The sequence below is a fragment of the Burkholderia sp. HI2761 genome (genome assembly GCF_002223355.1).
Taxonomy (GTDB): domain Bacteria; phylum Pseudomonadota; class Gammaproteobacteria; order Burkholderiales; family Burkholderiaceae; genus Burkholderia.
Map to the genome: position 1 here is coordinate 379,292 of NZ_NKFN01000004.1, position 14,082 is coordinate 393,373.

Sequence of the window (14,082 nt, forward strand, 5' to 3'; positions counted from 1 at the left end):
GAGACGGACGTGAGGCGTCGCTCAGAGCGGCCCCATCACCTTGCCCTGAAAACCGTAGACGGCGCGCTCGCCCGCGAGGGCGACGAGCTCGACGGTGCGCGTCTGGCCCGGCTCGAAGCGCACGGCCGTGCCGGCCGCGATGTTGAGGCGGAAGCCGCGCGCGGCCGCGCGGTCGAACGACAGTGCGTCGTTGACTTCGAAGAAGTGGTAATGCGAGCCGACCTGCACCGGGCGGTCGCCGGTGTTCGCGACGACGAGCGTCACTGTTTCGCGGCCCGCGTTCAGTTCGTGCTCGCCGTCGTCGGTGAGGATTTCGCCGGGGATCATGCGTGGCCTCACGGAATCGGGTGGTGGACGGTCACGAGCTTCGTGCCGTCGGGGAAGGTCGCTTCGACCTGGATGTCGGGAATCATCTCCGGTACGCCGTCCATCACGTCGTCGCGCGTGAGCAGCGTCGTGCCGTAGTGCATCACCTCGGCAACCGTCTTGCCGTCGCGTGCGGCTTCCATCAGCGCGGCGGTGATGAATGCGACCGCCTCCGGATAGTTGAGCTTCAGGCCGCGCGCGCGACGGCGCTCGGCCAGCAGCGCCGCCGTGAAAATCAGCAGCTTGTCTTTTTCTCGGGGAGTCAGTTTCATGAAGGCAAACGTTCAGGAAAGCGTAATTTTTATCGGTGCACCCATAACCGGGCGGACGTGCGGGTCATCGTAGCACCGCGTTGTTCTGCGCGCGCCGTGTATCGGTTATGTAAGCAGCAAGGCGCGTGCCATGTGCATGAAATGCAGCGCGATGCGCGCTTGTGGTGCGCGATGCATGGGGAATGTGCGTCGCCCGATGTGGGGATGCGCCGAAACGGTGCGCGGCGCGAACGTGCTCAGGTTTGCCAGAGGCGCAGCGGCCGTGCGTCGACGCCGTGCACGATCGGCCGCAACTGCAGCCAGCAATCGGTGAAGTGGCGCTGCAGCCCTTCCATCGACGTCGACAGCGCACGCACGAGCACGACGCCGGGCGTCACGCAGGTCGCGCCGGCGCGCAGCGTGTCGTCGAACGGCATCCGCGCGGCGAGCGATTCGGCGAGCGCGGCGTCGCATGCGGCGCCGGCGGCCCACAGCGTGCCGTATGCGGGAAAACCTGCGAGGCCCTGCAGCGCGCCGCGTAGCGGATCGGGCGCGTCGAGCCGCGCGCGTTCGGTCCAAAGCGGCCGGCCGTCGGCATCGACGAGCGCGGCGGTCGATGCGATACGGCCCGCCGACCAGGTTTCGCCGGCCGCTTGCCGGCCGAGCTGTGTGGCGTCCCAGCCGATCGCGCTCGCGCCTGCGCCGAGCGTGACCGTGAAGTCGAGTGACGCGTGCGCCGAGTCGAAGAACAGGTTGTTCTGCGGCAGCCAGTCGAGCTTCGCGTCGCGGCCGACCGCGATGCCGATGCGCTGCGTCGCATCGAGGCCGTTCGACTTGTACCACTTGGTCGCGCCAGGCGTCGTCAGCACCGCGTGCGTGCCGTCGCCAAGCGCGATATCGATGTCGAGCCGGTCGCCGCCCGCGACGCCGCCCGGCGGGTGAACGATCACCGCATGGCAGATTGCGTCCCCTTCCGGGTACAGCGGCCGCTGCACACGCAGCGGGCCATCGTGCAGCCGGTGCGCCAGTGTCGTGCGCGCGCCGTGTCGCTCGAAGCCGAGTTCGAGGCGGCCGCGCCACGACTTGGCGACGGCGGGGCGGGATAGCGGGGCGTGCGAATCGGGGGCGGACATCGGCGGCGGACGGGAAACGAAAGAGACGGGCGCGAAAAACGTCGATGCTACAGGAACAATAATGCCGATACCGCGTTCGTTGAAAGCGCCAGGTTTGGCCGAATCGCAAATTCTCTGCGTGACCGACATGTCCGATGGCGCGCCATGCTATGGAGTGTCAGAGCAGAGCGATGGGCTCGAGCGATACGAAAACGGTGGCACGCTGCTGGCGCGTTTATTCGTGGCTCGATGGCGTGGTGCCGGTCTTGGTGTCAGCCGACGCATATTTGTTGTCCAACATGGCGAATTTTTCGCGGAGCGCCGACTCCTGCTGTGCGAACACTTCTGGTTTTTTCTTTTTGAGATTTTCGAGGTTGATGAGCTTCCATCTCAGGGCCGGCAACTCGCGCAGGTGCGCGTATGGCATCAAGGACCAGTCTGGCTCGGCCCGAACCAGCGATATCAGGAATCGACGATGATTCGCCGTGAGCGATGCGGGTAGTTCCCGATGGAGCCGTTCTTGTGTTGTTTCGAGCACCGCTAGGTCGACAGGTTCGGCCGTCATGCCGACGAAATCGGAATCATAGGCCTCTGCCATCGAATGCTTCGGACCAAACAACACCTCGTGAATCGGTCTGTTATGCCCGGACAGGTAGCCCACGAACGCATCCACGATATCCGGGCGCAACCCTTGGTGCAAGTACATATGCATCACATCGAAAAGATCGCGCGGATGCTGACGGTCCAATGCGGCCACGAGCTTGCTACCGTAGAGCTCTGCGTCGTGAAGCGTTGGGACTTCGATGCTCGTGCTGAACGTGTCCTCGGCTTGCTTCGTGAGGAGGCGCTGGACAGGGGCAAGCAACGTGCCTCGGAATATGTAGTTGACCTCGACCTTGACGGCGGTCGCGCCGGAAATGACCACGAGCTTCACGTCGTCGCCCTTCGCTTTCCCGGATGAGGACGCGGCCGAGAATTCCGTCGCATGTCCTTCGGCCTCGATTTGCTTCCGGGTTCGATCGAGCTCTTGGTTGATCGCATCGAGTGCTTCTTCGCGGTTCAGGCCTCGATTGGTGAACACGACATCGATATCGACCGACAGACGTGGCATGTCATGGAGAAAGAGGTTTAGCGCAGTACCGCCCTTCATTGCGAAGCGCGGCGTGTCGAAGACGATCGGTGCGATCGACAGCATGAGCCGGACGGTGTCTACGTAGGTCTGGTTCATGACGGTTTGAGTGTGAGTCGCTTGCCGTTTTTCATCTTGTTCGACCATCGCGTACCTTCGCCGAGACGGTTGACGTGCTTCTGGAGTTCTCGTGCCCATGGAAAGTCGGCACCCTGTCCAAGATCCCGCACCAGTCGAACTACCTTTACGCTCGTACAGTGATGTAGAAGCACGTCCAGCGTTTTGACGCGCAGGTTGCGCAATCCGATCATCAGGTTGGACGCTTCCTCTAACGACTGTCCCTTTCCGATGTCGCTTGCAAGCTCCAATATGGCTCGCTCCGGCACGGAAACAAGCACGTCGGGGCCTCCGACGGGAAGTTGCGTTAGCCCGAAGGAGTAGGGCAACGATTCGTCGAACAACGCGGTGGTCTGGTACGTGTAGTGCATGTGCTCCGCGACCCATGAGGGGATGCGATAGGGTCTTGGACCCCAGAGAATGACTTTCTCCTTGAATGCGATGTTGTGGCGAACACCTTGCCAGGCGAGGGCTGTTTTGCCGCCGACGTGGATGCCGGGAACTCGTCGGCCAAGATGAGCGATGATTCCGTCCCGCGAGGGCGTGTCCCCGGTCAGCAGGTAGGTACCTTTTGAAAGGCGTTGCAGCCAGCCGGACTTGACCATATGGGATGCCAAAGCCGCGCTCACGCCCATGTTCCGAAGCATTTCGGAATCGATGGGGTAGCCGCGCAGGGTCTCCTGCATCAACCGCTGGACTGTTTTATTGCTCATCGTGACGTGACTAAGGCGTTTTCTGATTGCAGTATATATAGAATATATTTGATTATCTGCAATTTTTTAACGCTATGGTACTGGATCCCGTCGCACCTTAAACTACTCCACGGGAAGAACATGGTCCGGGATGATGCGTTGAACGAGTGCGAGAAATTGGCAGTCTATTTGATAATTTGAAAATATTTAACGCAAACAGCATGAGGGTCGGAATCGGTTTGCCGACGGCAGGATGGTCACTCGTGCCACCTGTCACACCGCGATCAGCCCCCGTACGCCGTTCGTCTCCATGTCCCGCGCCTCGCCACCTGCGACGATTTCGCCACGGCTCATCACCCAGTAACGGTCGGCGATCGATTGCGCGAAATCGTAATACTGCTCGACGAGCAGCACCGTCATCTTCGATTCGTCGACGAGTTGCCGCAGCGTGCGGCCGATGTCCTGGATGATCGACGGCTGGATGCCTTCGGTCGGCTCGTCGAGGATCAGCAACTGCGGCTCGCTCATCAACGCACGGCCGATCGCGAGCTGCTGCTGCTGGCCGCCCGACAGGTCGCCGCCGCGCCGCGCGCGCATGTCCTTCAGCACCGGGAACAGGTCGTAGATGCGGTCGGGCACCTTCGACGGCGCCTTGCGGCTCGCCGCGCCGACGAGCAGGTTCTCCTCGACGGTCAGCCGCGGAAAGATGTCGCGGCCCTGCGGCACGTACGCGAGCCCGGCCGCGACGCGCGCATACGGCGGCAGTGCGCCGAGCGCGGTGCCGCGCCACGACACGCTGCCGCTCTTCGCGGCGACCACCCCCATCAGGCAGCGCAGCAGCGTGCTCTTGCCGACGCCGTTGCGGCCGAGCAGCACGGTGAGCTTGCCGTCGTCGGCGGAAAGGTTCACGTTGCGCAGGATATGGCTGCCGCCGTAGTACTGGTTCAGTGCATCGATCTTCAGCATCGCATCATCGTCCGAGGTAAGACTCGATCACCGCGTCGTCGCGCTTGACCTGGTCGAGCGTGCCGTGCGCGAGCACCGCGCCTTCGGCCATCACCGTCACGCGGCCCGTGTCGCCCGCGAGCGCCGCGACGAATTCCATGTCGTGCTCGACGACCATCATCGAGCAGGTGCCGCGCAGCGTGTTCAGCAACTCGGCGAGTTCCATCGTCTCGTGGTCGGTCATCCCGGCCGCCGGTTCGTCGAGCAGCAGCAGCGCGGGGCGCTGCATCAGCAGCATGCCGATTTCGAGCCGCTGCTTCTGCCCGTGCGACAGCTCGCCGGCCGCGCGATACGCATGGCTTTCGAGGCCGATCAGCGCGAGCGTCTCCTCGATCTTCGCCTGCGCGGTTCGGTCGAGCCGCGCGCGCAGCGACGCGAGCCAGCCCTTGTCGGTCTGCATCGCGAGTTCGAGGTTTTCCCACACCGGATGCTGTTCGAATACGGTCGGCTTCTGAAACTTGCGGCCGATGCCCGCACGAGCGATCTCGGGCTCGCTCATCCGCGCGAGATCGATCGTCTGGCCGAGAAACACGTTGCCCGCATCGGGCCGCGTCTTGCCGGTGATCACGTCCATCATCGTCGTCTTGCCCGCGCCGTTCGGGCCGATCACGCAGCGCAACTCGCCCGCGTCGATCGCGAGCGACAGCTTCTTCAGCGCGCGAAAGCCGTCGAAGCTCACCTCGATATCCTCGAGATACAGGATCGTGCCGTGCGACGTGTCGATGCCGGGCGGCACGACCCGCCCCATCGAAGCCGTGCCGCTGACGGCGAGCAATTCGTCTTCCGGCGGCGGCGTGAACTGATAGAGAGCCGTTCCGTTCATGCACGTTTCCCCTTCGCGAGCACGGTTTCGACGAGGCCCATGATTCCGCGCGGCAGCAGCAGCGGCACGAGCACGAAGATCAGGCCGAGGAAGAACAGCCAGTATTCGGCGAAGTACGCGGTGAAGAAACTCTTCGTGCCGTTCACCGCGAACGCGCCGACGATCGGTCCGATCAGCGTGCCGCGCCCGCCCACCGCGACCCAGATCGCCATTTCGATCGAGTTGCCCGGCGACATCTCGCCGGGATTGATGATGCCGACCTGCGGCACGTACAGCGCGCCGGCGATGCCGCACAGCACGGCCGACACGGTCCACACGAACAGCTTGTACGCGAGCGGGCTGTAGCCGAGGAACATCAGCCGCGTCTCGCCGTCGCGCACCGCGGTCACCACGCGCCCGAGCTTGCTCGTGACGATCGCGCGCGCGGCGATGAACGCGAGCACGAGGGTCGCGAACGTCAGCAGCAACAGCACCGTGCGCGTGCCTGGCGACGTGATCGCGAAGCCGGCGATGCGCTTGAAATCGGTGAAGCCGTTGTTTCCGCCGAAGCCCGTCTCGTTCCGATAGAACAGCAGCATCGCGGCGAACGTCAGCGCCTGCGTGATGATCGACAGGTACACGCCTTTCACGCGCGAGCGGAACGTGAAGAAGCCGAGCACCCACGCGAGCACGGCCGGCACGAGCACGACGAGCGCGAGCGCCCACGCGAGATGCTGCGTGCCGCTCCAGTACCACGGCAACTGGTGCCAGTCGAGAAACACCATGAAGTCGGGCAGGTCGCTGCCGTACTTGCCGTCGCGGCCGATCTCGCGCATCAGGTACATGCCGATCGCATAGCCGCCGAGCGCGAAGAACAATCCGTGGCCGAGGCTCAGGATGCCGCAGTAGCCCCACACGAGATCGAGCGCGAGCGCGGCGATCGCGTAGCACATCAGCTTGCCGGCGAGCGTCATCGTGTACGCGGACAGATGGAACGCGCTGGCTTCCGGCGTGACGAGCGCGGCGAGCGGCACGCCGATGCCGATCGCCACGCACAGCGCGACGAGCGCGAGCCACGCGCGGCGCGACAGCAGCGCAGGGCGGGGCGGCAGGCCGAGCGCGAAACCGTCGGCCGCGCGCACGCCGGCGGCGGGCTTCGACGTATCGGCGACCGGGTTCGAGATCGAATTGGTGAATGAAGTCACGTCAAGCCTCCGCGCTGCGGCCCTTCGGGGCGAACATGCCCTGCGGGCGTTTCTGGATGAACAGCACGATCATCACGAGCACCGCGATCTTCGCGAGCACGGCGCCCCAGAACGGCTCGATCGCCTTGCTCGCGAGGCCGAGCCCGAAGCCGCCGAGCACGGTGCCGGCGATCTGCCCGACGCCGCCGAGCACGACCGCCATGAACGAATCGATGATGTAGTTCTGGCCGAGGTCGGGGCCCACGTTGCCGATCTGCGACAGCGCGCAGCCGCCGAGGCCCGCGATGCCCGCGCCGAACGCGAACGCATACGCGTCGACGCGTGCGGTCTTCACGCCGACGCACGCGGCCATCCGGCGGTTCTGCGTGACCGCGCGCACGAACAGGCCGAGCCGCGTCTTCGTCAGCACGGCCCACGCAACGAACACCACGGCGAGCGCGAACGCGAGGATCGCGAGCCGGTTGTACGGCAGGATCAGGCTCTGCATCACCGTCACGCCGCCGCTCATCCACGATGGGTTCACGACCTGCACGTTCTGCGCGCCGAACAGCATGCGCGTCGCCTGGATCAGGATCAGGCTCACGCCGAAGGTCGCGAGCAGCGTTTCGAGGGGGCGGCCGTACAGGTGCCGCAGCACGAGCCGCTCGAGCACGATGCCGACGAGCGCGGCCACCGCGAACGAAACGGGCACGGCGACGAGCGGATACCAGTCGAATGCGGCCGGCGCGTAGCGCTGGATCAGCGTCTGCACGACATAGGTTGCGTACGCACCGATCATCAGGAATTCGCCGTGCGCCATGTTGATCACGCCGATCAGCCCGTATGTGATCGCGAGGCCGAGCGCGGCGAGCAGCAGCACGCTGCCGAGCGATAGGCCCGCGAACAACGTGCCGACGATTTCCCCGCGGCGCTGCAGCGCATGGAGCGCGTCGAGCCCTTGTTGCGCGGCGGCGCGCACGCGCGCATCGGGTTCCGCGTAGCTACCGTCGGCGTTCTTCGCGACGAGCGGGCGCAGTGGTTCGATCATGTCGAGATCGCTGCGGGCGGCCACCACCTGCACGGCTTCGAGACGCTTCGCCGGATCGGCGTCGTGCAGCGCGGCGATCGCCCACAGCGCGTCGAGACGACGTTTCAATGACGGATCGGTTTCCTTGGCACGGGCGCGGTCGATCATCGGCTTGAGCGCCGGGTCGGGCGATTTCAGCAGCGCGTCGATCGCGTCGCGTCGCGCGGCCACGTCGGGCGACGCGAGCGCGAGGCCCGACAGCGCGCCGGCGATCTTCGTGCGCAGCAGGTTGTTCAGCATCACCGGCTGCGCGTCGCCGGCCGGCGTCGCGGCCTGCGTGAGCGCGTCGTGCGCGGTATCGCCGGTCTGGATCAGCAGGCGGCCGTCGCCGGTCGCGAGCGCATCGCCGCTCGACAGCGCGTTGAGCACCGCAACGGCGCGCGGATCGGTGTCGGCGGCGAGCCGTTCGATCGCGGCCGTCTTCGCGTCGAAGTCGTCGCCGGCGAGCGCGGCGGTATCGGCCGCCGTCAGCGCGAACGCGGCGTGCGGCAGCATGCCCGCGAGGGCGGCGCATGCCGCGATCGCGCGGGCGACTCGGCGAAAGCGTGTAGGCATCGGGAAGTCCTGTCGGGCGTGGGGAAGCGGATTCAGGCAGTGCTGCACCGGCGCGTGGGGATCGTTACGGCACGCTCGGCCAGGGCGGCGGGTGCATCGGCGTGCTTGGCGGCACGTCGCACACGAAGCGCGCCGTGCCGCGGGGCATCAGGCCAGCGCCGCGCGCTGCCGGCGCAGGAACGCCGGGATCGACGTGACGATGTCCGGCTTACTCTGATTTCCCGCGATGAACGGGCTCCACGGCTGCGCGCGCACGGCCGTCTTCGTCTTCCACACGACGTTGAACTGCCCGTCGCCGCGGATCTCGCCGATCATCACCGGCTTGTGCAGGTGATGGTTGCCGTCCATCGCGAGCGTGAAGCCCGACGGCGCGGCAACCGTCTGGCCGATCATCGCGACGCGCACCTTGTCGACGTCGGTGCTCTTCGCTTTCTCGACGGCCTGCTTCCACATGTGGATGCCGACGTAGGTCGCTTCCATCGGATCGTTGGTCACGCGCTTCGCACCGCCCGGCAGGTTGTTCGCCTTCACCCACGCGGCGAACTGGTCCTTGAACTTCGTGTTGGTCGGGTTCTTCACCGACATGAAGTAGTTCCACGCGGCGAGGTGGCCGACGAGCGGCTTCGTGTCGATCCCGCGCAGCTCTTCCTCGCCGACCGAGAACGCGACGACCGGCACGTCGGTCGCCTTGATCCCCTGGTTGCCCAGCTCCTTGTAGAACGGCACGTTCGAGTCGCCGTTGATCGTCGAGATCACGGTCGTCTTGCCGCCCTGCGAGAAGGTCTTGATGTTCGCGACGATGGTCTGGTAATCGCTGTGGCCGAACGGCGTGTAGACCTCCTGAATGTCGGCGTCCTTCACGCCCTTCGATTTCAGGAACGCGCGCAGGATCTTGTTGGTCGTGCGCGGATACACGTAGTCGGTGCCGAGCAGGAAGAAGCGCTTCGCGCCGCCGCCTTCCGCGCTCATCAGGTACTCGACGGCCGGAATCGCCTGCTGGTTCGGCGCCGCGCCCGTGTAGAACACGTTGCGCGACATTTCCTCGCCTTCGTACTGCACCGGGTAATAGAGCAGTCCGTTCAGTTCCTCGAACACCGGCAGCACGGACTTGCGCGACACCGACGTCCAGCAGCCGAACACGCACGCGACCTTGTCCTGCGTGAGCAGCTGGCGCGCCTTCTCGGCGAACAGCGGCCAGTTCGACGCGGGATCGACCACCACCGGTTCGAGCTTGCGGCCCATCACGCCGCCGCTCTTGTTGATGTCGGCGATCGTCATCAGCGCGGTGTCCTTCAGCGACGTCTCCGAGATGGCCATCGTGCCCGACAGCGAATGCAGGATGCCGACCTTGATCGGGCCGGTGCCCGCATCGGCCGCTTGCGCGAACGGGCTCTTGCCCGCCAGCGCGAGCGCGCCGGCCATCGAACCGAACTTCAACAGACTGCGACGTTTCATCGGGATCCCCTTGTCGTGTTGGATGCGCGTGCGCCGTGGCGGCGCCGGCCATCGTGTAACGCAAGGCATGTGCCAGTCGCGCGGATGCACGCCCGGCGTGCCTGTGCGGGTCGCCGGCGGGCATCGGGGTGGTGCGGATGACGCGACGTGCAGCATGCGCGGTCCGTTGCGGTGCACACGCGCGGGCGCAAATGGTGCACGGCGGTGCCGCGGCGTCGCAACGCAGGAAACGGGAGGGGAAAAGAGAAACGGGCGCGCAGTGCGCGCCCGTTCGGCGGATCGGTGTGGCCGGCGGCAGGGTGCCGGGCGGCGCAGCGGCGCATGACGCGCCGCCGGGAGGATCGATCAGTAGCGCGGCACGGACGGATCGACGTCGCGCGACCACGCGTCGATCCCGCCTTGCAGGTTGTACAGCTTCGTGAAGCCGCGCGATTCGAGGAACATCGCGACCTGCGCGCTGCGCATCCCGTGATGGCACACGCAGACGATTTCCGCTTCGTCGTCGAGCTCTTCGCTACGCGCGGGAATCTGCTGCATCGGAATCGCCACGCTGCCGGCGATCTGCGCGGTCGCGATTTCCCACGGCTCGCGCACATCGAGCACGACCGGTGCGGGGCGCGCCGTATCGCCGAGCCATTGCGCGAGCATTGCGGGCGTCAGGATCTGCATGGAGGCTCCGCCGCTCAGAATTTGAAGCGCGACGGCTCGATCGCGTTGACGAGGTGGCTGATGTAGGTTTCGAACACGTCGGCGACGCGGTACTGCTTGTCGTCGATGCGCGTGATGATCTGCGCCTTCATCACCGGACGGCCGCCGACGAACGCCGACAGGCGGCCGCCGATCTTCAGCTGTTCGAGCATTTCCTGCGGCACGACCGGCAGGCCGCCCGCGGCGCAGATCACGTCGTACGGCGCCTTCGCGGCCCAGCCGCGCGAACCGTCGCCGAGCACGACTTCGGCGTTGGTCACGCCGTCGTTGCGCAGGTTGTCTTCCGCGAACTTCGCGATCGTCGGATCGATCTCGACGGCCGTCACGTGCTGCGCGCGATGCGCGAACAGCGCGGCCAGGTAACCCGAGCCCGCGCCGATCAGGAGCACGTTCTCGTGCTTCTTGACCGTCAGTTCCTGCAGCACGCGCGCTTCGACGCGCGGGAACAGCATCTTGCTGGCGCCGCCGGGCAGCGGCAGTTCGAGATCGGCGAACGCGAGATCGCGGTATTCGGCCGGCACGTAGTTTTCACGCTTGACGATCGACAGCAGGCCCAGGACATCCAGATCCAGCACGTCCCACGGACGGATCTGCTGTTCGATCATGTTGAAACGCGCGTTTTCGATATTCATGGTGTGGTCACGCAGCCTGGTCGGCCATCAGCGGGGATAGAGAAACTTCGTGATTGTACCAAACGGCACGGCCGCGAGGCCTTCAGGCGGCCTGCAACAGACCTTTACCCTTTGCTCTTCTTGATCTGCGCCTCGAATGCGAGGTCGAGCTTGCTCGCCTTGCGCGGCTTTTGGGGGCCGAATGCATCGACGAACTTGACGAATTCGTCGAGCGGCAGCGGCTCGCAGCGCTTCTCGGCGGTGCCGCCCGAGCGGTCGACGAGATAGAACAGGCCGCCCGCCATTGAGACGGCCGCGAATTGCGGGTTGCCGGAGCGGGTCTTCAGGCGTTCGACCGCGTAGGTCGCTTTGGTGGTGCGCATCTTTGGGGGCTGGCGAAGCGGATGTAAGCCTCACACTCTATCAAACCGGCCGGGCCGGCGCCCGCCCGGTGCCCGCGCGAACCGCCCCTAGACCGTGCGCGAGTAGCGCTGCCGCGTCGTCTGGCCGAGGTACGCGTCGAACGCCATCGCGATGTTGCGCACGACCATCCGGCCGGCCGGATGGATTGTCAGCCGGTCGCGCGTGATCGTCAGCAGCCCGTCGCGCTCGAACGGGCGCAGCGCGTCGAGCTCGCGCGCGAAATGATCGGCGAAGCGGATGCCGTGCGCGGCCTCGACATGCGAGAACGGCAGTTCGAGGTTGCACATCAGTTGCGTGATCACGTCGCGGCGCAGCCGGTCGTCCGGCGTGAGCCGTACGCCGCGCGCGATCGGCAGCCGGCCCGCGTCGAGCGCGGCGCCGTATGCGGGCAGGTCCTTCGCGTTCTGCGCGTAGACGTCGCCGACCTTGCCGATCGACGAGACGCCGAAGCCGATCAGGTCGGTATCCGCGCGCGTGCTGTAGCCCTGGAAATTACGCTGCAGCGTGCCGTTGCGCTGCGCGCGCACGAGTTCGTCGGACGGCCGCGCGAAGTGGTCCATCCCGATGTACACGTAGCCGGCCGACGTCAGCATGTCGATCGCGAGGTCGAGCAGCGCGATGCGCGTTTCCGGCGGCGGCAGCGCCGCATCGTCGATCTGCCGCTGCATCTTGAACAGATGCGGCATGTGCGCGTAGCCGAACACCGACAGGCGATCGGGCGCAAGCTCGATCATCGTCTCGAGCGTGCGCGCGAACACGGCGACCGTCTGGTGCGGCAGCCCGTAGATCAGGTCGACGCTCACCGAATGGAAGCCCGTCGCGCGCGCGGCGGCGAGCAGGTCGGCCGTCATCGCGCGCGGCTGGATGCGATTGATCGCCTGCTGCACGACCGGGTCGAAATCCTGCACGCCGAGGCTCAGCCGGTTGAAGCCGATCGTGCGCAGATGGACGAGCGTCGCCGGCGTGACCGTGCGCGGATCGATCTCGATCGAGAATTCGGCGTCGGTGTCCGGCGCGAGCGCGAAATGCTCGCGCGTGGCCGCCATCAGCTCGGCCGTTTCGTCGTCGGAAAGAAAGGTCGGCGTGCCGCCGCCCCAGTGCAGTTGCGTGACCGGGCGGGACGGATCGAACAGTGCGGCCTGCAGCGCCATTTCGCGCTTGAGCTGGTCGAGATACGGGCGCGCGCGGCGGCGGTTGTTGGTCGCGATCTTGTTGCAGCCGCAGTAGAAGCACGCGGTGTTGCAGAACGGGATGTGGAAGTACAGCGACAGGTCGCTCGACGATGCGCCGGGGTCGCCGGCCGCGCGTACGTAGTCGGCCGGATCGAAATCGTCGCGGAATTGCAGCGCGGTCGGGTACGACGTATAGCGCGGCCCGTTCGCGCCGTATTTCGCGAGCAAATCGGGACGGAACATCGAGTCGGCAGAACCAGAACGCATGACGGTCTCGCGCGTTTTTAGATGCTTTCGAGTATATGGACGCGCGATCGGGCTGCATTGTGTAATAACGTCGCAGCCGGCGATGGCACAATGCGGGGTGGGGCTGCCGGACGCCGCGTCCGGTTGCCGCACCGTTTTTCGTTGTTCGTCGAGAGAGCCGAGTGTCCGTCGAAATGCCTGTCTGCCCGGCGCCCGCCGAAGTCCCGCCGCCGCACGCGTGCCGCGAGGGCTGCGGCGCGTGCTGCATCGCGCCGTCGATTTCCAGCCCGATTCCGGGCATGCCCGACGGCAAGCCGGCCGGCGTGCGCTGCGTGCAGCTCGGGGACGACCTGCGCTGCATGATTTTCGGCCGGCCCGAGCGCCCCGCGTGCTGTTCCGGGCTGCAGCCGTCCGCCGACATGTGCGGCGCGTCGCGCGACGACGCGCTCGCGTGGCTCACGCGCCTCGAGGCCGCGACGCGGCCGGCGCATCCAGGAGAGAGTTCAGCATGACCGTCCCTCGCGCGCCCGGCCGGCGCCGTTTTCTCGCTGGCGCGATCGGCGCCGTCGGCGTGTGCGTATCGCTTGCCGCGTGCGCGTCGACCTTCCCGTTCATCCCCGATCACTACACGTTCTCGCGCGGCGACGTGCAGAAGGCCGTCGCGCGCAAGTTTCCTTACCAGAAGACGGTCGCGCAGGTGGTCGACGTGTCGCTCGCGAACCCGGCCGTCAACCTGCTGCCCGACCAGAACCGCGTCGCCGTGCAGCTCGACGCCCATTTCGCGAGCCCGTTCCTGCGCGGGCCCGTCAGCGGCAAGTTCACCGTGTCGGGCCAGCTCGCGTACGACGCGCCGAGCCGCTCGGTCGTGCTGAAGGCGCCGGCCGTCGACAGCCTCGTGCTCGACGGCGACGCGCAGATGTACGCGCAGCAGGTCGGCGCGGCCGCCGGCCTGCTCGCGACGCAGCTGCTGACCAACTATCCGATCTACACGTTCAAGCCGGAACAACTGCAATTTGCCGGGGTGAACTACGAACCCGGTACAATTACGATCCTTACAAACGGCATACGCGTGGCGATCGTCGAAAAGTGACGACGGGGCGCGCACGGCCGGGCGGGCCGCGCGCGCAAGAGTGGCCTTTTCTTTCGACCATTTCGGAGTTGGGCCAC

16 protein-coding genes are annotated in these 14,082 nt (G+C 66.0%); 2 read left to right on the forward strand and 14 right to left on the reverse strand.

Annotation, left to right across the window (positions count from 1 at the left end):
- Nucleotides 1-21: 21 nt before the first annotated feature.
- The 14 genes from CFB46_RS08320 to hemN form a co-directional block, all read right to left on the reverse strand.
- The gene (locus CFB46_RS08320) at nt 22-327 is read right to left on the reverse strand and encodes an urease subunit beta (protein ID WP_027783742.1); all 306 of its coding nucleotides are present in this window, start codon (nt 325-327) and stop codon (nt 22-24) included.
- Nucleotides 328-335: 8 nt separating this feature from the next.
- Entirely contained in the window at nt 336-638 is a 303-nt protein-coding gene (gene ureA, locus CFB46_RS08325; protein ID WP_006406310.1) for an urease subunit gamma, read from the reverse strand.
- A gap of 236 nt (nt 639-874) precedes the next feature.
- Nucleotides 875-1,750, reverse strand: a complete 876-nt coding sequence (locus CFB46_RS08330; protein ID WP_089499744.1) for an urease accessory protein UreD — start codon at nt 1,748-1,750, stop codon at nt 875-877.
- Nucleotides 1,751-1,964: 214 nt separating this feature from the next.
- Complete coding sequence (locus CFB46_RS08335; RefSeq protein ID WP_089499745.1) at nt 1,965-2,957, reverse strand: nucleotidyl transferase AbiEii/AbiGii toxin family protein; 993 nt, start codon at nt 2,955-2,957, stop codon at nt 1,965-1,967.
- Nucleotides 2,954-3,688 carry a type IV toxin-antitoxin system AbiEi family antitoxin domain-containing protein gene (locus tag CFB46_RS08340; RefSeq protein ID WP_089499746.1) on the reverse strand — a complete coding sequence of 245 codons (735 nt, stop codon included), beginning with the start codon at nt 3,686-3,688 and terminating at the stop codon, nt 2,954-2,956. Before CFB46_RS08340 ends, CFB46_RS08335 begins: the two co-directional genes overlap by 4 nt.
- A 252-nt stretch (nt 3,689-3,940) precedes the next feature.
- Nucleotides 3,941-4,633, reverse strand: coding sequence for an urea ABC transporter ATP-binding subunit UrtE (gene urtE, locus CFB46_RS08345; RefSeq protein ID WP_089499747.1), 693 nt, complete (start codon nt 4,631-4,633; stop codon nt 3,941-3,943).
- A gap of 4 nt (nt 4,634-4,637) precedes the next feature.
- On the reverse strand, nt 4,638-5,495 hold the full coding sequence (gene urtD / locus CFB46_RS08350) for an urea ABC transporter ATP-binding protein UrtD (RefSeq protein ID WP_027783745.1): 858 nt from the start codon (nt 5,493-5,495) through the stop codon (nt 4,638-4,640).
- Nucleotides 5,492-6,679, reverse strand: coding sequence for an urea ABC transporter permease subunit UrtC (gene urtC, locus CFB46_RS08355; protein ID WP_089499748.1), 1,188 nt, complete (start codon nt 6,677-6,679; stop codon nt 5,492-5,494). The genes urtD and urtC overlap by 4 nt, the downstream gene beginning before the upstream one ends.
- Before the next feature lies 1 nt (nt 6,680).
- Nucleotides 6,681-8,300, reverse strand: coding sequence for an urea ABC transporter permease subunit UrtB (gene urtB, locus CFB46_RS08360; protein ID WP_089499749.1), 1,620 nt, complete (start codon nt 8,298-8,300; stop codon nt 6,681-6,683).
- A gap of 147 nt (nt 8,301-8,447) precedes the next feature.
- The gene (gene urtA, locus CFB46_RS08365) at nt 8,448-9,755 is read right to left on the reverse strand and encodes an urea ABC transporter substrate-binding protein (RefSeq protein WP_089499750.1); all 1,308 of its coding nucleotides are present in this window, start codon (nt 9,753-9,755) and stop codon (nt 8,448-8,450) included.
- A 345-nt stretch (nt 9,756-10,100) separates the two neighbouring features.
- On the reverse strand, nt 10,101-10,424 hold the full coding sequence (locus CFB46_RS08370; RefSeq protein ID WP_027783749.1) for a rhodanese-like domain-containing protein: 324 nt from the start codon (nt 10,422-10,424) through the stop codon (nt 10,101-10,103).
- 14 nt (nt 10,425-10,438) lie between these two features.
- Nucleotides 10,439-11,095, reverse strand: a complete 657-nt coding sequence (locus CFB46_RS08375; RefSeq protein WP_089499751.1) for a protein-L-isoaspartate O-methyltransferase family protein — start codon at nt 11,093-11,095, stop codon at nt 10,439-10,441.
- A gap of 104 nt (nt 11,096-11,199) precedes the next feature.
- The gene (locus CFB46_RS08380) at nt 11,200-11,457 is read right to left on the reverse strand and encodes a hypothetical protein (RefSeq protein WP_027783751.1); all 258 of its coding nucleotides are present in this window, start codon (nt 11,455-11,457) and stop codon (nt 11,200-11,202) included.
- An 87-nt stretch (nt 11,458-11,544) separates the two neighbouring features.
- Nucleotides 11,545-12,936, reverse strand: a complete 1,392-nt coding sequence (gene hemN, locus CFB46_RS08385; RefSeq protein WP_089499752.1) for an oxygen-independent coproporphyrinogen III oxidase — start codon at nt 12,934-12,936, stop codon at nt 11,545-11,547.
- A 173-nt stretch (nt 12,937-13,109) separates the two neighbouring features.
- Here hemN and CFB46_RS08390 point away from each other — a divergent pair, with 173 nt between their 5' ends.
- Together CFB46_RS08390 and CFB46_RS08395 are read left to right on the forward strand one after the other, a co-directional pair.
- Nucleotides 13,110-13,427, forward strand: a complete 318-nt coding sequence (locus CFB46_RS08390; RefSeq protein WP_089500376.1) for a YkgJ family cysteine cluster protein — start codon at nt 13,110-13,112, stop codon at nt 13,425-13,427.
- Nucleotides 13,424-14,005: a DUF1439 domain-containing protein gene (locus CFB46_RS08395; RefSeq protein WP_027783754.1), complete on the forward strand. Its 582-nt coding sequence runs from the start codon at nt 13,424-13,426 to the stop codon at nt 14,003-14,005. The genes CFB46_RS08390 and CFB46_RS08395 overlap by 4 nt, the downstream gene beginning before the upstream one ends.
- Nucleotides 14,006-14,082: the final 77 nt, after the last annotated feature.